We start from the raw sequence: 21,872 nt of genomic DNA on the forward strand, positions 1-21,872 counted from the left end.
CGCGCCGTCGCCCTGCCGGGGCCGCGTGCGTCCTGCGCTTTCGCCGGCCGCGGATGCTGTCACCTCTCGGCGCGCCATCGCGAATTCCCGTTCCGGTCCTGCGGGCAAGCCTGGATTTGCCGCCGCGTCGTTGCATTTCGCGCCCGTTCCCCTGCCGGGCCATGTGCTGCGGTCATATTCAAAACCGGCAGGGTTGGAAACACCCTTCTGGGACGCAGGGCAACAAGAACACGCACCGACACGTTCCTGCGATGCCAAATCGTAGTGGTTTGATCCGCATCCGCCACTCCTGTAGCGTTGCAATTACCACTCGAACCGGACGCAAGGCCCTATGAAGCAAACGTTTCTTTTCAGACTCGCCCTGGCATTATGGGTCGCGGTCATGGCGCTCGCGCAGGTCGCGGACGCCCAGACGGCACTGTTGCCCGGCGGTACCTCCGGCAACGCGGCCGAAACATCCGCGGCAGGCACGGACGGCGAATTGGCCGAGGCGATCCGCAAGGCCACCGAAGCCGGCGCCAGCGTCATCGTGATCGACAGCGCCGGCAAGCTCGTGTCCGACGCGCCCGTCTCCGGCGCCACCGGCGAAGGCGGCGGTGCCGACGCGATGTCGGAAGGTTCGCAACTGATGAAGGCGCAGGAGCAGCTTTCGCAATTCCGCGAGCGGCTGGAAGCCCGGCTCGAAGCGTGGCCCCATTCCGTGTTCGAGGTTCAGTACATTCTGCGCCAGACCAGCCCGGACGGGCGCATCCAGACCTATGTCGAGGTGCTGTTCTGGAATATCCTGCTGCTGCTGCTCGGACGCTGGCTGTCGGTCGAGCTATACGGCAAGCGTTTCGCCAAGCGGTTCGTCGTGGCGCGGATCAAGGAAGACCCGGTCGGCTATCGCGAAAAGATGCCGTTCCTCGTGTTCCGCTTCCTGATGGGGATCGGCGCGACCGTCTTTGCGATGCTGATGGCGCTGATCGTCGGGTACCTCATCTTCGGCCGGGCCGAGGACATCTCGATCCAGTTCACCGTGACCGCGATCTTCACCGCGTTTTTCCTGGCCCGTACGGTTTCGGACCTGTGGCGGATGGTGCTGTCGCCCTTCCTCAGCCAGTACCGCCTGCCGCCCTTCTCGGACAAGGACGCCAAGCGCCTGTATTTCTGGGCCGCGGCGCTGGCGACCTATGAAATCGTCGTGGTCCTGTTCTCGACCTGGGTGGCCGATTTCGGGCTCAACTACAACGTCTACGCGCTGGTCTATGGCGGCCTGACGCTGATCGGGGCCTGCGGCAACATCCTCATGGTGCTGTTCAACGCGCGCGCGATCTCCAATGCGATCCGGGGCGGCAGATCGGCGGATCAGGTATCGTGGATCCTGCGCTTCGTCTCCTTCGCCTGGGCGCCGGTTCTGATCGTCTACGTCCTTTTCAGCTGGTTCGAACTGGCCCTCGACCTGGTGCTTGAGAACCCGGTCTCGATCCCGCTGGTGGTAGGAACCTATGCCGTCTTCATGTCGGTGGTCGTCGCCTATGGCGCGATGAACTATCTGCTCGAACGCTATTTCGACCGCTACCGCCAGATCGAGGAAATCAACGCCGAAGCCGCCGAAGAGGCGGTGGACGAAGACGGCATTCCGCTGGATAAGCCGGAAGTGCCTCACTACAAGATCGCGACCTACGAAGACCTGGCGCGGCGGGTGGCGGGCATCCTGGCCTTTGTCGTCGGCGCCTATGCGCTGGTCGAGATCTGGTATCCCAAAGCGAACTGGGCCGATGACCTGCCGGTGGAACGCGGCCTCGACGTCATGGTGATCCTGTTCATCGGCTATATCCTGTTCCACTTCTTCCGGATCTGGATCGACAGCAAGATCGCCGAGGAAACCGACGACGGCGCGGCCGAGGCCGAGATGGGCGACGAGGGCGGCGAAAGCGGGCAGAGCCGCCTGGCCACGCTGCTGCCGCTGTTCCGGGGCGCGATCCTTGCGGTCGTTGTCGTCTCGATCGCGCTCATCGCGCTGATGGAACTGGGGATCAACGTCAGCCCGCTGTTCGCCGGCGCCGGTGTCGTGGGCCTCGCCGTGGGCTTTGGCGCGCAGACGCTGGTGCGGGACATCTTCTCGGGGGCGTTCTTCCTTATCGACGACGCTTTCCGCAAGGGCGAATACATCGATATCGGCGAGGTGAAGGGCACCGTCGAAAAGATCTCGGTCCGCTCGATGCAGCTGCGTCACCACCTGGGCGCGCTCAACACCATTCCCTTCGGCGAAATCAAGGTGCTGACCAACTATTCGCGCGACTGGGTGATCATGAAACTGCCGCTGCGAGTGACCTATGACACCGATGTCGAAAAGGTGCGCAAGCTGATCAAGAAGCTAGGCCAGGAACTGCTGAGCGACCCGGTGATCGGGGAAAATTTCATCCAGCCGCTGAAAAGCCAGGGCGTGATCGAGATGCAGGATTCGGCCATGATCATCCGGGTCAAGTTCATGACCAAGCCGGGCGATCAGTGGCTGGTGCGCAAGAAGGTCTACCAGGAGATTCGCGAACTTTTCGCCCGCGAGGGCATCAAGTTCGCCCACCGCGAAGTGACGGTCAGACTGGCCGACGAGAAGGATCCCAACGATCTGACCCCGAAACAGCGCGAAGCCGTGACCGGCGCGGTTCAGGCCGCGATCGACGAGGAATACCTGGACGACATAGGCCCGGGCGACGACGACCGCTGAGGCGCGCTCAGGACTTGGCGCGGGGCCACTCGGCCGGGCTGGTGCCGACCGGGTTGGCGGGCAGGGCCCATTTCATTTCCGCCTTTCCGACACGCAGGGCCGGCAGCAGGCGGCGGCCCGGCCCCCACCCTGACGGTTCGGGAACGGGTGCATGGTCCGCCTGTTCCGCGGCCAGGATCTCGTCCCCGTCGGCGGACATCTCCAGGCCGGCCAGCAACTCGGCAGTCCGGGCCAGCGACAGATGCGCGTCCGCGATCTCCAACCCTCTGGCCGCCCGCGTCATCGCGGACAGAACCGCCGCCGCCATCAGATACCCGGTCGCGTGATCCAGCGCCTGCACCGGCAGCGGCGTGGGCTTGTCGGCCCCGGCCCAGATCCGCCCGGCATCGGCGATTCCCGCGCTCATCTGCACCAGGCTGTCGAACCCGCGCCGCCCGGCCCAGGGTCCCTGCCAGCCATAGGCGTTCAGCGTGACCTCGATCCGGTTCGGCGCGATGGCGTCGCGGGTGGCGCGGTCCAGCCCCAGCCCGTCGAGCGCACCGGGACGATAGCCGTGGACCAGCACGTCGGCCTGTGCCAGCAGGTCCTTCAGCCGGCCCAGCCCCTCCGGCGCGCGCAGATCCAGATAGGCGCACCGCTTGCCAAGGGAAATGTCGGGTATCACGCCCGGCTCGTCCCATCCGGGCGGGTCGATCCGCAGCACCTCCGCCCCGAATCCGGCAAGCGTGCGGGTCGAGACCGGACCGGCCAGAACCCGCGTCAGGTCCAGAACCCGCAGCCCGGTCAGCGGGCGCTCGGGCGTCGCGTCTGCGCGGTGCCTCAGTTCGACGCGGCGCGGCGCGCGCCAGCCGATCAGCGGATCCGCCGCCACCGCCTGCCCCTGCGGATGCGCCTGCCACTCGGCCTGGCTGCGCATCGCCGCGGCGACGCCGCCTTCCGCGACGATGGCAGTCTCAAGCGCATTGGACCGCCAGCCGGCGACGGCCTTTGCCACCGCCGCGCGATCGGCATCGGTCTTGAGCACGCGCAAGGCGGCCGCGCGGTGATGTGGCAGGTTCGTGTGCAGCCTGATCCAGCCGTCCGCGGTCGGATAGTCCCCGGCGATCGGGTCCCACAGGTTCGGCATGTCCCATCCGTCGGGCCGGAAGGAAAAGCCATACCAGAGCGAGGCGAGGCGATGATCGACCGTCACCTCGGGCGGTTCCTGAACCAGGCCGAGCGCCGCCATCAGCGCCGCCATCTGCTGCCCGACCGCCGCGAAGGACGCGGTGGCCAGTTCCGACACGGCGAAGGCGCTGGGCCGGTGGCCCGAGCCCGTCACGCGAAAGGCGCCGGTATCGGCAAGTCCGGTCAGCAGGCTCATTGCTGATAGGGGTCGAGGCTGTCGCGCAACCCGTCGCCAAGGAAGTTGAAGGCCAGAACCACGATGATGATCGGCAGCATCGGGATCGCCGTCCACGGGTAGATCTCGATCGAGGCGAGGTTCTGGGCGTCGTTCAGCATCACCCCCCAGCTGACCGCCGGGGCGCGCAGGCCGAGACCGAGGAAGCTGAGCGCGGTTTCCCCCAGGATCATCGCCGGGATCGACAGCGTCGCCGAGGCGATCAGGTGCGACATGAAGTTGGGCAGCAGGTGCTTGCGGATCACCCGCCCCGAGGTCGCGCCCATCATCTCGGCCGCCCGCACGTATTCCTCTTCGCGCAGGGACAGGAACTTGGCCCGCACCGACCGCGCGAGGCCGGGCCAGTCCAGGATCCCGAGGATCACCGAGATGATGAAGAACACCGCGACCGGGCTCCAGTTCGACGGCACCGCCGCCGACAGCGCCAGCCACAGAGGCAGTTCCGGCAGCGACCGCAGGATCTCGATCACGCGGTTGATCACCCAGTCGATCTTGCCGCCGAAATAGCCGGCGACGCTGCCGAAGAAGATGCCCAGAATGAACGAGACCGTGATGCCGATCAGGCCCACCGTCAGCGACAGCTGCGCCCCGTAGGAAACGCGGCTGAACACGTCCCGGCCCAGGCGGTCGGAGCCCATGATGAAGATCGTCGCGTCGTCATGCGCGCAGAACAGGTGGCGGTTCGACTCGATGAACCCGGCCAGCTGGTAGGTGCTGCCTTCGCAGAAGAACTTCAGCCTCAATGGGCGCGACGTGTCCGGTTTGAACTCCCACTGAAAGGTTTCCAGGTTGGCCTCCGAGGTCATCGGATAGACGAAGGGGCCCAGGAACTCGCCCTCGTGGAAGAACTTGATCGACTGCGGCGGCGAATAGAGATGGTCCGAGAACCGCTCGTTGGGTCCGTAGGGCGCGATGAACCCGGCGAACGGGATCAGACCATAGGCGATCAGCAGGAAGATGCCCGAGACCAGGCCCAGCTTGTGTGTCTTGAACTTGCGCCAGACCAGCAGCCAGTTCGGCGCATCCAGATCACGGCGTTCGAGTTGCTGGATCGAAGCCTGCGGGTCATAGGGGGCGTCGTCGACGTAGCGGCCATCGGGCAGTTTGGTCATGTCTCGCGCCCCTCGTAGCGGATGCGCGGATCAAGCATGACCAGCAGCACATCGGAAATCATGGTGCCCACGAGCGTAAGCAGGGCGACGAACATCAGCACGAAGCCGGACAGGAACTGATCCTGCGTCTTGAGCGCGGTCAGCAGGGTGGGGCCGATGGTCTGCAGACCCAGCACCACCGACACCAGAACCGAGCCCGAGACCATCGACGGCAGCAGGTTGCCGATATCGGCCACGAAAGGGTTGAAGGCCACGCGCAGCGGGTATTTCGCCAACATGCGCGAGGGCGACATGCCCTTGGCGATCGCGGTCTCCACATAGGGCTTGCCCAACTCGTCCAGCATGTTTGCACGCAGCCGCTGCATCATCGCCGAGGCGCCCGACGTGCCGATGACGAAGGTCGGCACGATCAGGTGAACCAGGATCGACTTCATCTTGTCCCAGGTCAACGGCTGTCCCTCGAACCGGGGGTCCATCAGGCCGCCGATGGGAATGTCGAAATAGCGGTGCCCGTAGTAGAACAGGATCAGCGCCAGCAGAAAGTTCGGCGTCGCCAGCCCGAGATAGCCGATGAAGGCCGAAGTATAGTCGACCCAGGTCCGCGACCGGGCGGCGGCAAGCACGCCCAGCGGCAGCGCAACCGCGTAGACGAACAGGACCGCGGCGAGGTTCACCACCACCGTCAGCCACAGGCTTTCGCCGACGATTTCCGAGACGGGGCGGTCGAATTCGAAGGACCATCCGAAATTGCCCTGGATCAGGCCGGAAAACCCGTGGGGCCCCGGCATGAACCCCATCCAGATCATGTACTGTTCCCACAACGGGCTGTCGAGCGCGTATTCCTTGCGCAGGAACTCGGCCTTTGCCACGCCGGCCGACTGGCCCGAGGCCTGCAACTCGGCGATCTGGTTGCTCAGATAGTCGCCGGGCGGCAGGTTGATGATCACGAAGACCATCGCCGACACCACCAGCAGCGTGAGCAGCATGGTGAACAGGCGATAGGCCGTGTAGCGCAGCAGTAGCATTCAACTGCCCCCGTCAGTCGGCAAAGAAGAACTCGTCGATGCGGTGTATCCCGAAATGCGCCCCCGGATCCCACGCCCAGATGCCCTTTTCAGGCACGTTGCGCAGCCGGTTCGAGACCACGATGGGCTGCGGAGCGCCGGCCAGAATGCCGATGCCGAAGATCTGATCGGCGTGGATCGCAAGCATCTCCTTCCAGGCGGCCGACCGCTCTTCGTCGGTGGTCGCCGTGTCCCAGGCATGCGCCAGTTCCATCAGGCGCTGCGCTTCGGGCATGTCCGGCGCCTCGCCGGCGTCACCGCCTGTCTGGTAGTGCTGACCCCATTTCGGCCATGCCAGAAAGACCTGGTCGGTCGGCGCCAGATAGGCCGGCGAGGTATAGACCTGCGGGATGCCGTTGTCCCAACCGAACCAGACCGACGCCATTGTGTTGCCGGCAAAGACCCGGTTGCGCAGGATGTCGCGGTCGAGCGGGCGCATGACCAGCTTGACGCCGATGTCGCGCCAGTTGTCGGTCACGATCTGCAGGGCGTTTTCAACTTCCTGCCGCTCGCCCGCGGTCTCGATGATCAGCTCCATCGGCCGTCCGTCCGGCAGCAGCCGGATGCCGTCGCCGCCGCGCTTTTCTAGCCCCGCCTCGTCCAGCAGCCTGTTGGCCTGTTCCACGTCATAGTCGGACCAGGCTTTGAGGTTCTTTTCGTCGAAAAAGGGCGAAGACGGCAGGACGGTCATCGCCCCCGGTTTGCCCAGCTTGAAGTAGAGCGCCTGGTTGATCGTGTCGCGATCGATCGCCAGCGACAGCGCCCGGCGGACGCGGACATCCCGCAGGACTTCGCGCCAGGCGTCGTCGGAATAGTTCAGGTTCGGATAGATCGCGATCTGCGAGGCGACGCCGGTGTCCCAGAGATAGGTCTTGTAGCCGCCCTGGGCCTCGCCCTTTTTCAGGATCGAAGCGTCGCGGAAATCCAGCCCGCGCCCCTGCAGATCGGCCTCGCCGGCATTGGATTTGGCGGCCACCAGGCCGGGCGCCACGATCTCCATCTCGACGATGTCGATATAGGGCAGCTGAACGCCCTTGGCGTCGATGCGGTGGTAGTAGGGGTTGCGGACGAAGTTGTGACGGATCTTCTTGCCCGAGCTCGCGTTCAGCCACGGCTGCAGCGTGGGCAGCTCGTGGTTGTCGTATTTGTACATGTTGTCGAGCTTGTTGTGCAGCGCGGCCCAGCTTTTGACGCGGGCATCGTCGACAAGCGCCTTCAGTTCCTCGGTGTCGGCATAGTCGGCGTGGTACTGCTTCAGGAAGGCAGCCGGCCGGTAGATGAACGGCGGGCGGGCCTGCGCCAGGCTCTGCAGGAAGTTCGGATTGGGCTCTTTCCACTCGAAGATGACGGTGGTCTCGTCCGGGAACGAGACCTCGGGCAGTTCGCCGTTCACCCGCAGGAAATCGGGCGGGCCGGTGGGGCTGAGCAGATCGTTGTTGGCGACGTCCTTCCACCAGTATTCGAAATCGGCCGAGGTGAAGGGCGATCCGTCGGACCACTTGTGTCCCTTGCGAAGCTGCAGGGTGAATTTCCTGTTGTCCTCGTTCTCGTAGTCGGCCAGCAGGTCGGGGACCAGTTCATAGTTCTCGTTGTAGCCCACCAGCCGCGCGTAGCCGTAGACCACCATCTGCCGGATGTCTTTGGACCGGGTGACCATCGTGCGCAGCGTGCCGCCCTGATTGCCGAATTCGCGCCCCTTGGCGGCAAGGTCGACGACCAGCGGGTTCTCGGGAATCCGTTCGGCCACCGGGGGCAGGTGGCCCAGGTCGACTTCCTGTTTCCAGAAGCTGCTTTCCTGCAGGGGAGGCAACGGCTCGGATCCGGCCGCCATCGTGGCCGCCAGGGCCATCGAGACGGCGAGGAGAATGGATTTGCGGGTGGTCTTAAACATGACAACGTACCTTATGGCCAGGTTCCAGCTCCACGAGTGAGGGTATCATGGAGTCGGTGAAACGAAAGGCTTCGGACCAACTGTCCGGCGATCCCGCGCCCAAAGCCACCAGTTTCAGGTTTATCGGGCGATTGATGTCGGGTTCCGGCTGCGCGGCGATCAGCGCTTTCGTGTAGGGATGTTGAGGGTTGTAGAACAGCGTGTCCGGCGGCCCCTGCTCGACGACGAGGCCCTGCCGCATCACCGCGACCTCGTCCGCGATGCGGGCGACGACGGCCAGGTCGTGCGAGATGAAGAGATAGGACAGGTTGTGGCCGTCCTGCAGGTCTTCCAGCAGGGTCAGGATCTGATCCTGCACCGACACGTCGAGCGCCGAGGTGGGCTCGTCGCAGACGATGAGGCTCGGGTCCAGCATCATCGCACGGGCGATCGACAGGCGCTGGCGCTGCCCGCCCGAGAAGGCGTGCGGGTAGCGTTTGAGCATGTCGGCGTTCAGCCCCACGCGCTGCAGCATCGCGGCCGCCTGGTCGCGCTGTTCGGCCGGGGTGCCGATCCCGTGTATCTCGAGCGGTTCGGTCATGGCGTCCTGGATGCGCATCCTGGGGCTGAGCGAACTGTAGGGATCCTGGAACACCATCTGCGCCTGCCGCTGAAAGGCCGTACGCTCGGCCTTGGTCATCTTGTGCACCGTGGTCGGCTTGGCATCCGGGTCGGCCCAGAACAGGACTTCGCCGCCGGGGTCGGGCGGCTCGGCCCCCAGCGCGATGCGGGCGGCGGTGGTCTTGCCCGAGCCGCTTTCGCCGACGATGGCCAGGGTCTTGCCGCGCGCCAGCTTGAAGTCGACGCCGCGGCAGGCGTAGATCAGCTTTTCCGCCTTCCACCCCCGGCCCGAGCGCATCGTGTAGGTCTTCGAGACCTGCCGCATGTCGAGGATCAGGTCTTCCGCCGGCATTGGCAGCCCGACGGTCTGCTGATCGGGGATGGCCGGGGCGGCGTTGAAAAGCTGCTGCGTGTAGGGATGCGCCGGTTCTTCGAGGATCAGGTGGGCCGGACCCGATTCCATCACGCGCCCCTTGTGCATCACCACGACCTGTTCGGCCATGTTGGCCACCACGCCCAGATCGTGCGTCACCAGGATCAGCGCCATGCCGGTTTCCTGCTGCAGGTCCTTGATCAGCCCCAGAACCTGCGCCTGGGTGGTGACGTCCAGCGCCGTCGTCGGCTCGTCCGCGATCAGCAGTTCGGGTTTCGACACCATCGCCATGGCGATCATCGCCCGCTGGCGCATACCGCCCGACAACTCGAACGGGTAGGAATCGTAGGCCCGTTCGGGATCCGGAAACCCGACCCGGTCGAACTGTTCCAGTACCGTGCGCCTGGCCTGCCGTTCCGAAACCCCGCCGTGCAGCCACAGAACCTCGCTGACCTGGTTGCCGATCTTGTGCAGCGGCGACAGCGACCGCATCGGTTCCTGGAAGATCATCGAGATGCTGTCGCCCCGGACGTTCCGCATCTGCCGCTCGGTCAGTTGCGACAGAACCAGCTGCCCGTCTTCGCCGGAAAAGGTGATCACGCCGCTGCGGAACTGCGCTGTGCGCGGCAGGATGCGCAGGACCGCGCGGCAGGTGATGGTCTTGCCCGAGCCGGATTCGCCCACCAAAGCAAGCGTTTGGCCGGGCATCACGTCAAAATTGACGTCCTGCACGACGGGCTCCGCCCCGCCAAAGCCGATGCTCAGATCTTTGACGGACAATAGGGGCGTCATGCGGGCTTTCCACCCGGCTGGCCGTGGGTCGACATCGGTCTTCGGAACTCCCTGATTTTTAGTGGCAGTTTCACCTGCCGGGACCCGTCTAGTCAAACCCGTTCTTCGGTCTAAACGTCGCGGAAATCATGAAATTCCTCCTTCCGTGACTACACAAGTTCTTGAGGATTTGGCATGAGTGCGGGGCCGGCCACGATCCGGCAGCCGTTTTTTCTGAAGGAGAATCCACCAGTGTCCGACGATCAAAGCCGCCTCGATCTGTTCATCGACCGGATGGTGTCGCAGCGCGCCTGCCTCGATTTCGCGATTGCCGAAACGGCCGCGATGACCGGCCCGGTCTTCGAACTGGGGCTGGGCAACGGGCGGACCTACCACCACATGCGCCAGCGGATTTCGGGCCGGCCGATCCACGTGTTCGAGCGCAAGATGGCGTCGCATCCCGACTCCACCCCGCCGGACGAGATGCTGATCCTCGGCGACGTCCGGGAAACGCTGCCCGCGTCGCTGGACCGCTTCGGACCCTCGGCCAGCCTGATCCATGCCGATCTCGGCGGGCACAATCTGGAAAAGAACGACGCCTTCGCCCGTCTGATCTCGCCCCTGGTCGAACCGCTTCTGGCGACGGGGGGGCTGATGGTGTCGAGCGACCGGATGTATTTCGACACGCTGACCGAGTTGCCCGTGCCCGAAGGCGCCGTCGAAGGGCGCTGCTTCGTCTATCGCCGCTGACGGGCCATCGCACCGGGCCGGCGGTTCTGCCGCAAGGTCAAGCGGCCGGGGACTCGTCAGGGCTGCCGCAACGGGCATAACCTTGCGGCAGGTTCACAGGAAAGGCCCCGGAAATGCTGTTCTACGACTGCTCGACCGCCCCCAACCCCCGCCGCGCGCGGATGTTCATTGCGGAAAAGGAGCTAAAGATCGAAACGCGCGACATCTCGATCGCCAAGGGCGAGCAGTTGGACGATGGGTTCCGGGCGGTCAACCCGCGCGCGACCATTCCGGTTCTGGTGACCGAGGAAGGCACGGTTCTGACCGAGAACATGGGCATCGCGGCCTATCTCGAGGCGCGCTTTCCCGAACCGCCGCTGATGGGCCGCACGCCCGACGAAAAGGGCCTGGTCCTGATGTGGAACGCCATCGTCGAGCAGCAGGGCGGGGCGCCGATCGCCGAGGCCCTGCGCAACGCGCACCCGGCCTTCAAGGACCGGGCGATTCCGGGGCCGGTGAATTATGAACAGGTGCCCGAACTGGCAGAGCGCGGCCTCGATCGCGCCAGGCGGTTTTTCCAGCTGCTCGAGGACCGGTTGCGGGAAAGCGCCCATGTCGCCTGCGATCACTTCACCCTGGCGGATATCTCGACCTTCGTGTTCGTGGACTTCGCCCGTGTCGTAAAACTGCGCATTCCCGAAGAAAACACCGCCACCAGGGGCTGGTTCGAGGCCATCCGGGAACGCCCCAGCGCCAACCTGTAACCGCGCCCGGCCAAGCTGCGCCGCAGCAATGTACAATTATGTCTAGACAGATGTGACCAGCGGATTTAGCGTCCCCTCCGAGCCATCCTAGGAGGAACGGATGAAATCCCATTATCGCGTTGTGGTCATCGGCGGTGGCGTGGTCGGCACCTCGGTTCTGTATCATCTGGCCAAGTTCGGCTGGACCGATGTGGTCATGCTGGAACGGCGGCGGTTGGCGTCGGGATCGTCCTGGCATGCCGCCGGCGGGATCCACGCCCTGAATGCCGATCCGAACATGGCGGCGCTGCAGGCCTATACCATCGACCTGCTGAGCGAGATCGAGAAGGAGTCGGGCCAGAACATCGGGCTGCACATGACGGGCGGGCTGACGCTGGCCGGGACGCCCGAACGCTGGGAATGGCTGCAGGCGAATTACCGCATCTTCCAGTCGATCGGCATCGACGACTGCGAGCTTCTGACCCCGCAAGAGGCGCAGAAACGCTGCCCGATCATGTCCACCGACGGTGTGCTGGGCGCCATGTGGGCCGACCGCGAAGGCTATATCGACACCACCGGCACCGTGCAGGCCTATGCAACGGCCGCCAGGAAACGCGGCGCGGAATATTACGAGGACACCAAGGTCGAGGATCTGATCCAGACCGCCGATGGCTGGCAGGTCGTCACCGACAAGGGCACGATCACCTGCGAACATGTGGTCAATGCCGCCGGCCTCTGGGCCAAGCAGGTGGGCCGCATGGCCGGGATCGAGCTTCCGGTCTCGCCGCTCAAGCATCACTACCTGATCACCGACACCGTGCCCGAAGTCGCCGCGGCGGATTTCGAGATGCCGATGACCGTCGATCTGGAAGGCTTCACCTACATGCGCCAGGACCAGAAGGGCATTCTGGTCGGCATCTACGAGGTCAACCACGAGCATTGGGCGATGGACGGCGCACCGTGGAACTATGGCGAGGAACTGTTCCAGGAACAGCTCGACCGGATCGAAAACGAACTGACGCTGGGCTTCGAACGCTACCCGTCGATCCAGGACGTCGGCATCAAGACCTGGGTCAACGGCGCCTTCACCTTCTCGCCCGACGGCAATCCGCTGGTGGGTCCGGTCCCCGGCAAGCGCGGCTACTGGTGCGCCTGCGCGGTCATGGCGGGGTTCCTGCAGGGCGGCGGCGTCGGCAAGACGCTGGCCGAATGGATGATCCACGGCGAGCCCGAGGCCGACGCCTGGCCGATGGACGTGGCGCGCTACGGCAAGTACGCGGAAAACAAACGCTACATCCGCGAGACCACCGGCCAGTTCTATTCGCGCCGCTTCGTGATGACCTATCCCAACGAACAGCTGCCCGCCGGCCGTCCGCTCAAGATGGCCCCGGCGCATGATGCGATGACCGAGGCCGGGTGCAAATGGGGCGTCAGCTGGGATCTCGAGGTGCCGCTCTACTTCGCGCCCAAGGGGTTCGAGGAAACGCCGACGCTCAAGCGTTCCAACGCCCACGACATCGTGGCCGAGGAATGCAAGGTGATCCGCGAAGGCGCCGGCCTGTTGGACATCACCGGCTTCTCCCGCTACGAGGTGACCGGCCCCAATGCCGAGACCTGGCTCGACCGCATCATGGCCTCCAGGCTACCCGCAACGGGCCGCGCCAGGCTGGCGCCGATGCTGGCCGAGACCGGGCGTCTCAAGGGCGACCTGACCGTGCTCAACTGGGGCGACGACACGTGGTGGATCATGGGCAGCTACTACCTGCGCGCCTGGCACATGCGCTGGTTCGACGATCACATGATGGAGGGCGTCAGCATCCGCGATCTGGGCGAGGAATATTGCGGCTTCGCCGTGGTCGGCCCGAAATCGCAGGCGGTGGTCGAAAAGCTGGCCGAGCAGGACATCTCGGGCCTGAAATTCATGGGCTGCGGAGATTTCGACATCGGCCTCGTACGCGCCCGCGTCGCGCGCATGTCGGTCACCGGCGAAAAGGGATACGAGATCAACTGCCGCATGGGCGATCATGTCAAGCTGCGCCGGATGCTGCTGGACGCCGGGGCCGATGTCGGCATCCGCGAATGCGGCTTCAACGCCATGCTCTCGACCCGCCTGGAGAAAAGTTTCGGCATCTGGTCCGCCGAGTTCACCCAGCTCTATACCCCCGGCATGACCGGCATGGATCGCTGGATCGACTGGGACAAGGATTTCGTCGGCAAGCAGGCGGCCCTGGCCGAGCGCGACGGCAACGGCCCGGACCAGATCCAGGTCACGCTCGAGGTGGACGCGCTGGACGCCGATGCCAGCGGCTACGAGCCGGTCTGGGCCAATGGTGAACGCGTCGGGTTCGTCACCTCCGGCGGGTACGGGCACTATACCGGCAAGTCGCTGGCGATGGCGCTGGTCGATCGCGACAAGGCCGCCGTGGGCACCGAATTGTCGGTTCACGTCGTCGGGGTCGAGCGCCCGGCGCGGGTGATCGCGCCGTCGCCCCACGATCCGGAGGGAAAGGCGATGCGGGCATGACACGGATCGAAAGGCGCGGGCGGCGGGGGCGCACAGGCGCCGCCGACGCGCCGCGGCGCAAGGTGAACTACCACGATCTGCGCAACCCGTTCCCCGCCATGAACGCCTTCACCGAAGACCGGATCGAGGCGCTGCACCAGGCGTCTCTGACGGTGCTCGAGGAGATCGGGATCAAGGTGCTTCTGCCCGAGGCCCGCAAGCTGTTCCGGCAGGGCGGTGCGCGGGTCGAGGGCGAGATGGTCCATATCGGGCGCGAGACGGTCGAGGCGGCGCTGGCATCCGCGCCGCCATCCTTCACGGTCAAGGGCGCGCGCCCCGACAAGGACATCCTGCTGGAGCTTGGCCGGCTGGTGTTCCAGCCCGGCGCCGGTGCGCCGCACGCCACCGATCTGGTGCGCGGACGCCGCCCGGGAACGCTGGGCGATTTCCGCGAGATGGTGCAGATCACCCAGTCCTTCGACGTGCTGCACATGGTGCCGCCCCTGGTCGAGCCGCAGGACATACCCATGCACCTGCGCCACTACGCGATGACCGAGGCGGTGCTGACGCAAAGCGACAAGGTGCCCTTCGTCTATTCCCGCGGCACGCCGCAGGTGCGGGACGGGTTCGAGATGATCCGCGACTTCCGCGGCTTGTCGGATGACGAGTTCCACGCCCAGTCCTGGTGCTACACCATCATCAACACCAACTCGCCGCGGGTGATCGACATGCCGATGGCGCAGGGGCTGATCGACTTTGCCCGGGCCGGGCAGATGTCGATCGTGACGCCGTTCACGCTGATGGGGGCGATGGCCCCGATCACGGTGGCCGGGGCCATGACGCTGAGCCATGCCGAGGCGCTGGCGGCGATCACCCTGACGCAGCTGGCCCGGCCGGGCGCGCCGGTCTGCTACGGCACCTTCACCAGCAACGTGGACATGAAATCGGGCGCGCCCGCCTTCGGCACGCCGGAACATTTCACCGCCTCGCTGGTCGCCGGGCAGCTGGCCCGCAAGCTGGGCCTGCCCTGGCGGTGCGCCGGCGGCAGCGCCGCCAACATCAACGACGCACAGGCCGCCAACGAAAGCCAGTTCGGCCTCTGGGGCTGCCTGCTGGCGGGGGCGAGCGTGATCATCCACTCGGCCGGGTGGCTCGAAGGCGGGCTGACCGTGTCCTTCGAAAAGATCATCACCGATCTGGAAGTGCTGCAGATGGTGGCCGAGCTATGCGCCGGAACCCCCGCCACCGACGCGGACATCGCGCTGGACGCGCTGCGCGAAGTGGCGCCTTCGGGACATTTCTTCGGGGCGGCGCACACGATGGAGCGGTACCAGACGCAATTCTACGAACCGCTCGTGGGCGACTGGTCGAATTTCGGCACCTGGACCGAGCGCGGCGCCTTCGACGCCAATCACCGGGCCACGGGCATCTGGCAGAACATCGTCGCCAATTTCGAGCCGCCCGCGCACGACCCTGACCGGATCGACGGGCTGCGGGACTACATCGCGCGGCGAACCGCCGAAGGCGGCGCGCCGCCGGAAAGCTGAAAATGAGGAACGCGTGAGCACCAAACCCATCCTTCACCGCGACGACCCGGATGCAGAACCCCTGGTGGGCAACGTCAAGGTCACCCGCGACGATTGGCTGAACGTGGCGATGGACGTGCTGATCTCGGACGGGGTCGAGCAGGTCAAGGTGCTGAACCTGGCCGAACGCATGGCGGTGTCGCGCTCGTCCTTCTACTGGTACTTCAAGTCGCGCCAGGAACTGCTCGATGCGCTGCTGGCGCGCTGGCAGGCGACCAACACCGCCGCGCTGATCGCGCAGGCCGAGACGCCGGCGGACACGATCACCGCGGCGGTCTGCAACGTGCATCGCTGCGTGGTCAATTCCGGCCTCTTCGACACCGCGCTGGATTTCGCGGTGCGCGACTGGGCGCGCCGGTCCGGCAAGGTGCGGCGGATGCTGGACCAGTCCGACGCCCACCGCCTCGAGGCGCTGCAGGCCATGTTCATGCGCTACGGCTACGAGGAGGTCGAGGCGGTGACCCGCGCCCGCGTGCTGTATTACATGCAGATCGGGTACGATCTGGCGCAGCTGAACGAGCCGGTGAAGTTCCGGCTCAAGCTGCTGCCCTATTACCTGCTGGTTTTCACCGGCGTCGAGGCGCGCGCCGAAGAGATCGAGGAATTCAGCGCCTACGCCAGACGGTTCTGGGAAGGAGAGGCGACATGAGCAATCCGGACGCAATCATCATCGGGACCGGCGTGATCGGTGCCGCCATCGCCTTTGAAATGGCCAAGGCGGGATGGAAGACCCTGTCGCTGGACCGGAACGCGCAGGTGGGCCACGGCTCGACCGCCGGGTCCTGCGCGATCATCCGGATGCACTATTCCACCTTCGACGGCACCGCCTTCGCTTGGGAGGGCTATCACTACTGGCACGACTGGGCCGATTACCTGGGGCTGCCCAAGGACGCGGATCTGGCGCAGTTCCGCCAGACCGGCTGCCTGGTCATGAAGACCGAGGCGAACGGGCATCTCGAAAAACACATGAAATACAGCGCCGAGTTGAACTGCCCGTACGAGGAATGGTCCGCCGAACAGGTTCAGGACCGCCTGCCGATCTACGCGCTCGACAGTTTCGCCCCGGCGAAACGCCTCGACGATCCTGATTTCGGCAAGCCGAACGGCAGGCGGATGGGAGGCGCGGTCTTCTGGCCGCAGGCCGGATACGTCACCGATCCGGCGCTGTCGGCGCAGAACCTGCTGGACGCCGCGAAACGGCATGGCGCCGCGGTCCGGACCGGGGCCGAGGTTGTCGAAATACTGCAGGCCGATGGCCGCGTGCAGGGCGTGAAGCTGGCCTCGGGCGAGGAGATCCGTGCGCTGGTGGTCATCAACGTGGCGGGGCCGGGATCATCGATCATCAACCGCATGGCCGGGGTGCTGGACGACATGACCATCGAAACCCGCCCGCTGCGGCAAGAGGTGGTGCATGTCCCCGCGCCCGAAGGCTTCGATTTCGAGACGCTGGGCACCATCGTCTCGGACAGCGACATCGCCTGCTATTGCCGGCCCGAGCACGGCAACCACATCCTGATCGGCTCGGAAGACCCCGAATGCGACCCGCATCAATGGTGCGAGGACGACATGCACTACGACCGCGACTTCACCGACCAGTGGACGACGCAGGCGATGCGCTATGCGCAACGGGTGCCGTCCCTGGGCATCCCGTCCAGAATGCGTGGCGTCGTCGACCTTTACGACGCCTCGACCGACTGGATCCCGATCTACGACAAGTCCAGCCTGCCGGGGTTCTACATGGCCTGCGGCACTAGCGGCAACCAGTACAAGAACGCGCCCATCGCCGGCAAGCTGATGGCCGCGCTGGTGGCCTATTGCGAGGGCGGGGCCGATCACGACGCCCGGCCCCTGCAATTCGACCTGCCCTATATCGGGCGCACCATCGACGCGGGCTTCTATTCCCGCAAACGGCCCGTCAACGAGGAAAGCAGCTTCTCGGTCCTGGGTTAGGACAGGGCCTTTTCCACGCTCGCGCGGGTCTTTTTCACGGCCTCTTCCCGAACCGGGCCATAGCCGCGGATCTCGTTCGCAGCGGCAAGAGCGGCCAGCCATTTTTCCTGACTGTCGGCGGTGAACTCCTGCTGCGCGCGGTCCAGCAGCGCCTCGTACCAGGCAAGGGTTTGGCGGTGCATCCGTGCCTCGCCGTGATATCCGAACGGGTTCAGGGCCGAACCGCGCATCGACCGGAACCGGGCCAGATTGCCCAGCACGGGCCGCAGCCATGCTCCGAAGGCGCGTTTGGCCGGACGGCCGCGGGCATCCTTGCGCCAGTTCAGGACCGGCGGCGCCATGTGGTACTTGATCCGGAAGTCGCCTTCGAACTGCTCCGCCAGCTCCTTGGCAAAGGCGTCGCCGGTCATCAGGCGTGCCACCTCGAACTCGTCCTTGTAGGCCATCAGCTTGAACAGGTTGCGCGCTGCGGTGCGGACCAGATCTTCGGGCGCGTCCGGCAGGGCGGCGCGGAAGGCGGCGATGCGGTCGGTGTAGCGCCGGGCATAGGCCGCGTCCTGATACCCGGTCAGGAATTCGGCGCGCCGGGCGATCATCTGGTCCAGCGTTTCCGCTTCCGGCCGCGGGTCCCTGTACCCGTCCAACCGCGCCGGGTCGGCGGCCATGCAGCGGCCGATGGCGAAGGCCAGCCGGTTCTTCTCGACCGCGACTCCGTTGAGCAGGATCGCCTGCCCCAGGGCCGCGTCGGACACCGGCACCAGCCCTTTCTGCCAAGCATAGCCCAGCATCATGACATTGGCGAACACGGCGTCGCCCATCAGCGCCTCGGCGGCGGCGTTCGCATCGAAGCCGGTCACGTTCTCGCGGCCTACGGCGCGTGCGATGGCCTCTTCGCGCTCATCGACCTTCAGCTGCGCGTCGCGGCGCAGCACCAGATCGCCGGTCGGCATCTCGGCGCGGTTCAACACGACCTGCGTGCCCTTTCGGTAGTGGGCCGAGGCCTTGGGCGCCGAGCTGACCACCACGTCGCAACCGATCACCGCATCCGCCGCGCCCTGATCGATCCGCACCTGGTACAGCGCCTCGGGCGCGGTGCCAAGGCGGATGTAGCTGAGAACGGTGCCGAATTTCTGCGCGAAGCCGGTGAAATCCAGAACCGAGGACCCCTTGCCCTCGAGATGCGCCGCCATGGTGATCAGCGCGCCGACGGTGACGACGCCGGTGCCGCCCACGCCGGTGACCAGCAGGTCGAACGGCTCGGCCAGCGACGGCTGCTCCGGGGTCGGCAGGCCGGCCTCGAGCGTGTCCAGGTTCAGCTTGACCGCGCGCTTGCGCCGGGTGGCGCCCTCGACGGTGACGAAGCTGGGGCAAAAGCCGTTCAGGCAGGAATAGTCCTTGTTGCAGGTGGACAGGTTGATCTTGCGCTTGCGTCCGAACGGCGTCTCGCGCGGCTCGACGCTCAGGCAGTTCGACTCGACCGAGCAGTCGCCGCAGCCTTCGCAGACCAGATCGTTGATCCAGACGAACCGCTTGGGGTCCATCATCGTGCCGCGCTTGCGGCGGCGGCGCTTTTCCGTGGCGCAGGTCTGTTCATAGATCAGGACGGTGACGCCCGGGATCTCGCGCATCTCCCGCTGCACCGCGTCCAGTTCCGCCCGATCGTGGAACGAGGTCTGCGATGGGAAATCCGCATGATGAAACTTCGAGATGTCGTCCGAGACGACGGCGATCCGCTCGACCCCCTCGGCGCGGCAGGTCTGGGCGATGCCCGAGACGCTGATCGGCCCGTCCACCGGCTGACCCCCGGTCATCGCCACGGCGTCGTTGTAGAGGATCTTGTAGGTGATGTTGGTGCCGGCGGCGACGGCCTGCCGGATCGCCAGCGAGCCGGAATGGTACCAGGTTCCCTCTCCGAGATTCTGGAAGATGTGCTTGCCGCCGTTGAATTTCGACGCCACCACATGCGGCACGCCCTCGCCGCCCATCTGGGCATATCCGACCGTCTGCCGGTCCATCCACGACGCCATGACGTGACAGCCGATGCCGCTGGCCGCCATCGAGCCTTCGGGCACCTTGGTCGAGGTGTTGTGCGGGCAGCCCGAGCAGAAATAGGGGGTCCGCGTCGCGCCGGGCACGTTGATCAGCTGCGGCGGGTGATCGGTCAAAGCCTTGGCTTTGGCGGGCAGACCTTCCTCGGGGAAGAACTTGTCCAGCCGCGCCGCCACGATCGGGGCCAGCATCAGCGGGCTGAGTTCGCCGGTCCACGGGATCAGCGGCTCGCCGTGGCTGTCGTATTTGCCGACCATCTTGTGCGGCTTGTCGCCGGGCCAGTCGTAGAAATATTCCTTGAACTGGCTTTCGATGATGCCGCGCTTTTCCTCGACGACCAGCACCTCGGCCTTGCCGCGCACGAAGCGCAGCGCGTTGCGGCGGGCCAGCGGCCAGACCATGCCGACCTTGTAGATGTCGATGCCCAGCTCGCGGCACTTGGCCTCGTCCAGACCCAGCAGGCGCAGCGCCTCCATCAGGTCCAGGTGGCCCTTGCCGGTGGTGACGAAACCGAACTTGGCCTTGTCGATGCCGTAGATGCGCCGGTCGATCGGGTTGGCCTCGGCAAAGGCGCGCACGGCGCGCAGCTTGTGCTGGATGCGGGTCTCGATCTCGGGCGAGGGCAGGTCGGCCGACCGCACGTGCAACCCGCCAGCAGGCAGGTCGATCTCGGGCAGGGTGAAGGGGCGGTCCGGGCGCAGATCGACCGAACGCGCGCTTTCGACGGTTTCCGAAATCGCCTTGAACCCGACCCAGGTGCCGGAAAAGCGCGACAGCGCAAAGCCGTATTCGCCGAATTCCAGGTATTCCTCGACCGAGGCCGGGTTCAGCGTCGGCATGAACCACGTCATGAAGGCCACGTCCGACTGGTGCGGCATGGACGAGCTGACGCAACCGTGGTCGTCGCCCGCAACCACCAGAACGCCGCCCTTCGGCGCCGAGCCATAGGCGTTGCCATGTTTCAGCGCATCGCCCGAGCGGTCCACCCCCGGCCCCTTGCCGTACCACATCGAAAACACGCCCTCGACCTCGCAATGCGGGTCCAGCGAGGCCTGCTGCGCGCCCAGCACGGCGGTCGCGCCGAGGTCCTCGTTCACCGCGGGCATGAAGGTGATCCGGTCCTCCTTCAGCCGCTCCCGCGCCCGCCACAACTCCAGGTCCAGACCGCCCAGCGGCGAGCCGCGATAGCCCGAGACGAAGCCCGCGGTGTTCAGCCCGGCCTCGCGGTCGCGGCGGGCCTGGTCCATCATGATCCGGGCAAGCGCCTGCGTTCCGGTCAGGAACACCCGGCCCTGGTCGAGAAGGTAGCGATCCTCCAACTGGTAGGTCTTGAACTCGGAGGAATGGCGGGTCATCTGGTCAATCCTTTTCGTGCGCGCGTCTGAAGCGGAACTTTAAACCGGCCAGTTTGGAAAATGGATCCAATTTGGGTTGCGGCGCAGCACGTTCGTGGTGAAAATGACCAGAATCAGACCGTCGGAGGGAAATCTTGACCGGTACCATCCAGCTGGACGCACGCGACCGCCGCATCCTGACCCTGCTGCAGCAGGACAGCCGAATCTCGAACGCCGATCTGGCCGAGGCGGTCGGCATGTCTCCGTCGGCGCTCTGGCGGCGGGTGCGCAGCCTGGAAGAGGCGGGGGTGATCGAAAGGTACGGCGCGGTGGTCAGCCCCTCGGCGATGGGCCTGCAATTCCAGGCGATCGTGCATGTCCACCTGACCCGCCATGACCCGGACGGGATCGTCGAGTTCATTCGAGCCGTCGAGAACTGCGCCGAGGTACAGGAATGCTACGCGACGACGGGGCAGGCGGATTACCACCTGCGCGTGCTCTGCGCCGACCTGACCGCCTACAACCGGTTTCTCGAAGGGTTCCTGTTCCGGCTGCCCGCCGTCGCCAGCGCCCAGACAAACGTCGTGCTGCGGACGATCAAGCGCAACCGCCCCGTCGAACTCTGAAAGCCGCGCCCGCCTATTGCGCGAATACGAGCCAGGCCCAGGCCATGGCGATGTAGGTCAGGTTGTGCAGCAGCTGGTCCAGCCCCGCCGCCCGCCAGAAGGCGGCCTGATTGGGCTGCAACTGCTTCTTGTCGGAATAGTGGGCCTTGGCGAAATCGATGTTGAAATGGATCACCCATTCCAGCACGCCGATCACCAGGATGAACAGCAGCGGCGTTCCGACGATCAGGAAGACGAGGGCCGATCCGATCACGTGCACGCCGGCGTGCTGCGCCCGGCCAACGTGGAAATACTCGCCGCGGCCCGCCAACATCTTGGGGGTCTGCAAGTAGTAATCGGCAAACATATGCTTGATCTGCAACAGGCAGAGCAACAGAAATACGGTGCCAAGCGGTGCAGGCAAGGCGTTCCTCCCGATATCGTCCTGGG

The 21,872-nt window shown here is 65.5% G+C and carries 15 protein-coding genes; 8 read left to right on the plus strand and 7 right to left on the minus strand.

Annotated features, from left to right (window positions below; translation table 11 throughout):
- The first annotated feature begins 382 nt into the window (after positions 1-382).
- Positions 383-2,710, plus strand: a complete 2,328-nt coding sequence (locus tag FGK63_RS08965) for a mechanosensitive ion channel domain-containing protein (protein WP_425471844.1) — start codon at positions 383-385, stop codon at positions 2,708-2,710.
- Positions 2,711-2,717: 7 nt separating this feature from the next.
- Here the strand turns inward: FGK63_RS08965 and FGK63_RS08970 are convergent, their stop codons facing one another.
- Genes FGK63_RS08970 through FGK63_RS08990 form a run of 5 tightly spaced genes read right to left on the minus strand, consistent with a single transcriptional unit; the run spans position 2,718 to position 9,944 of the window.
- Positions 2,718-4,073 carry a CoA transferase gene (locus FGK63_RS08970; protein ID WP_138841354.1) on the minus strand — a complete coding sequence of 452 codons (1,356 nt, stop codon included), beginning with the start codon at positions 4,071-4,073 and terminating at the stop codon, positions 2,718-2,720.
- Positions 4,070-5,224 (minus strand): ABC transporter permease, encoded by a 1,155-nt coding sequence (locus FGK63_RS08975; RefSeq protein ID WP_138841356.1) that lies wholly within the window; start codon positions 5,222-5,224, stop codon positions 4,070-4,072. The genes FGK63_RS08970 and FGK63_RS08975 overlap by 4 nt, the downstream gene beginning before the upstream one ends.
- Entirely contained in the window at positions 5,221-6,249 is a 1,029-nt protein-coding gene (locus tag FGK63_RS08980; RefSeq protein ID WP_138841358.1) for an ABC transporter permease, read from the minus strand. The genes FGK63_RS08975 and FGK63_RS08980 overlap by 4 nt, the downstream gene beginning before the upstream one ends.
- A 13-nt stretch (positions 6,250-6,262) precedes the next feature.
- Positions 6,263-8,179, minus strand: a complete 1,917-nt coding sequence (locus tag FGK63_RS08985; protein WP_138841360.1) for an ABC transporter substrate-binding protein — start codon at positions 8,177-8,179, stop codon at positions 6,263-6,265.
- On the minus strand, positions 8,172-9,944 hold the full coding sequence (locus FGK63_RS08990; protein WP_138841362.1) for an ABC transporter ATP-binding protein: 1,773 nt from the start codon (positions 9,942-9,944) through the stop codon (positions 8,172-8,174). Before FGK63_RS08990 ends, FGK63_RS08985 begins: the two co-directional genes overlap by 8 nt.
- 231 nt (positions 9,945-10,175) lie before the next feature.
- Here FGK63_RS08990 and FGK63_RS08995 point away from each other — a divergent pair, with 231 nt between their 5' ends.
- The 6 genes from FGK63_RS08995 to FGK63_RS09020 all read left to right on the plus strand — a co-directional run bounded on the left by FGK63_RS08995 (position 10,176) and on the right by FGK63_RS09020 (position 17,434).
- Entirely contained in the window at positions 10,176-10,673 is a 498-nt protein-coding gene (locus tag FGK63_RS08995) for a class I SAM-dependent methyltransferase (RefSeq protein WP_281282112.1), read from the plus strand.
- A 113-nt stretch (positions 10,674-10,786) separates the two neighbouring features.
- The gene (locus FGK63_RS09000; RefSeq protein ID WP_138841365.1) at positions 10,787-11,416 is read left to right on the plus strand and encodes a glutathione S-transferase; all 630 of its coding nucleotides are present in this window, start codon (positions 10,787-10,789) and stop codon (positions 11,414-11,416) included.
- Between the two features lie 100 nt (positions 11,417-11,516).
- Positions 11,517-13,919, plus strand: coding sequence for a GcvT family protein (locus FGK63_RS09005; protein WP_138841367.1), 2,403 nt, complete (start codon positions 11,517-11,519; stop codon positions 13,917-13,919).
- On the plus strand, positions 13,916-15,445 hold the full coding sequence (locus tag FGK63_RS09010; RefSeq protein WP_138841368.1) for a trimethylamine methyltransferase family protein: 1,530 nt from the start codon (positions 13,916-13,918) through the stop codon (positions 15,443-15,445). Before FGK63_RS09005 ends, FGK63_RS09010 begins: the two co-directional genes overlap by 4 nt.
- Before the next feature lie 13 nt (positions 15,446-15,458).
- Positions 15,459-16,133: a TetR/AcrR family transcriptional regulator gene (locus FGK63_RS09015; RefSeq protein WP_138841370.1), complete on the plus strand. Its 675-nt coding sequence runs from the start codon at positions 15,459-15,461 to the stop codon at positions 16,131-16,133.
- Complete coding sequence (locus tag FGK63_RS09020) at positions 16,130-17,434, plus strand: NAD(P)/FAD-dependent oxidoreductase (protein WP_138841372.1); 1,305 nt, start codon at positions 16,130-16,132, stop codon at positions 17,432-17,434. The genes FGK63_RS09015 and FGK63_RS09020 overlap by 4 nt, the downstream gene beginning before the upstream one ends.
- Here FGK63_RS09020 and FGK63_RS09025 read toward each other — a convergent pair.
- Entirely contained in the window at positions 17,431-20,838 is a 3,408-nt protein-coding gene (locus FGK63_RS09025; RefSeq protein ID WP_138841374.1) for an indolepyruvate ferredoxin oxidoreductase family protein, read from the minus strand. The genes FGK63_RS09020 and FGK63_RS09025 overlap by 4 nt on opposite strands.
- A gap of 146 nt (positions 20,839-20,984) precedes the next feature.
- Here FGK63_RS09025 and FGK63_RS09030 point away from each other — a divergent pair, with 146 nt between their 5' ends.
- Positions 20,985-21,443: an Lrp/AsnC family transcriptional regulator gene (locus tag FGK63_RS09030; RefSeq protein ID WP_138842294.1), complete on the plus strand. Its 459-nt coding sequence runs from the start codon at positions 20,985-20,987 to the stop codon at positions 21,441-21,443.
- 13 nt (positions 21,444-21,456) lie between these two features.
- On the opposite strand, the gene FGK63_RS09035 is transcribed toward FGK63_RS09030, so the two are convergent.
- Entirely contained in the window at positions 21,457-21,846 is a 390-nt protein-coding gene (locus FGK63_RS09035) for a DUF3307 domain-containing protein (protein ID WP_138841376.1), read from the minus strand.
- Between the last annotated feature and the right edge of the window lie 26 nt (positions 21,847-21,872).

The sequence above is a fragment of the Ruegeria sediminis genome, assembly GCF_005938215.1.
Classification (GTDB): domain Bacteria; phylum Pseudomonadota; class Alphaproteobacteria; order Rhodobacterales; family Rhodobacteraceae; genus Ruegeria; species Ruegeria sediminis.

What these genes read in the sequence shown, in the direction of transcription:
- FGK63_RS08965 (WP_425471844.1), top strand. Translation starts at nt 383, where the DNA reads ATGGCGCTCGCGCAGGTCGCGGACGCCCAGACGGCACTGTTGCCCGGC.
- FGK63_RS08970 (WP_138841354.1), bottom strand. Translation starts at nt 4,073, where the DNA reads ATGAGCCTGCTGACCGGACTTGCCGATACCGGCGCCTTTCGCGTGACG.
- FGK63_RS08975 (WP_138841356.1), bottom strand. Translation starts at nt 5,224, where the DNA reads ATGACCAAACTGCCCGATGGCCGCTACGTCGACGACGCCCCCTATGAC.
- FGK63_RS08980 (WP_138841358.1), bottom strand. Translation starts at nt 6,249, where the DNA reads ATGCTACTGCTGCGCTACACGGCCTATCGCCTGTTCACCATGCTGCTC.
- FGK63_RS08985 (WP_138841360.1), bottom strand. Translation starts at nt 8,179, where the DNA reads ATGTTTAAGACCACCCGCAAATCCATTCTCCTCGCCGTCTCGATGGCC.
- FGK63_RS08990 (WP_138841362.1), bottom strand. Translation starts at nt 9,944, where the DNA reads ATGACGCCCCTATTGTCCGTCAAAGATCTGAGCATCGGCTTTGGCGGG.
- FGK63_RS09000 (WP_138841365.1), top strand. Translation starts at nt 10,787, where the DNA reads ATGCTGTTCTACGACTGCTCGACCGCCCCCAACCCCCGCCGCGCGCGG.
- FGK63_RS09005 (WP_138841367.1), top strand. Translation starts at nt 11,517, where the DNA reads ATGAAATCCCATTATCGCGTTGTGGTCATCGGCGGTGGCGTGGTCGGC.
- FGK63_RS09010 (WP_138841368.1), top strand. Translation starts at nt 13,916, where the DNA reads ATGACACGGATCGAAAGGCGCGGGCGGCGGGGGCGCACAGGCGCCGCC.
- FGK63_RS09020 (WP_138841372.1), top strand. Translation starts at nt 16,130, where the DNA reads ATGAGCAATCCGGACGCAATCATCATCGGGACCGGCGTGATCGGTGCC.
- FGK63_RS09025 (WP_138841374.1), bottom strand. Translation starts at nt 20,838, where the DNA reads ATGACCCGCCATTCCTCCGAGTTCAAGACCTACCAGTTGGAGGATCGC.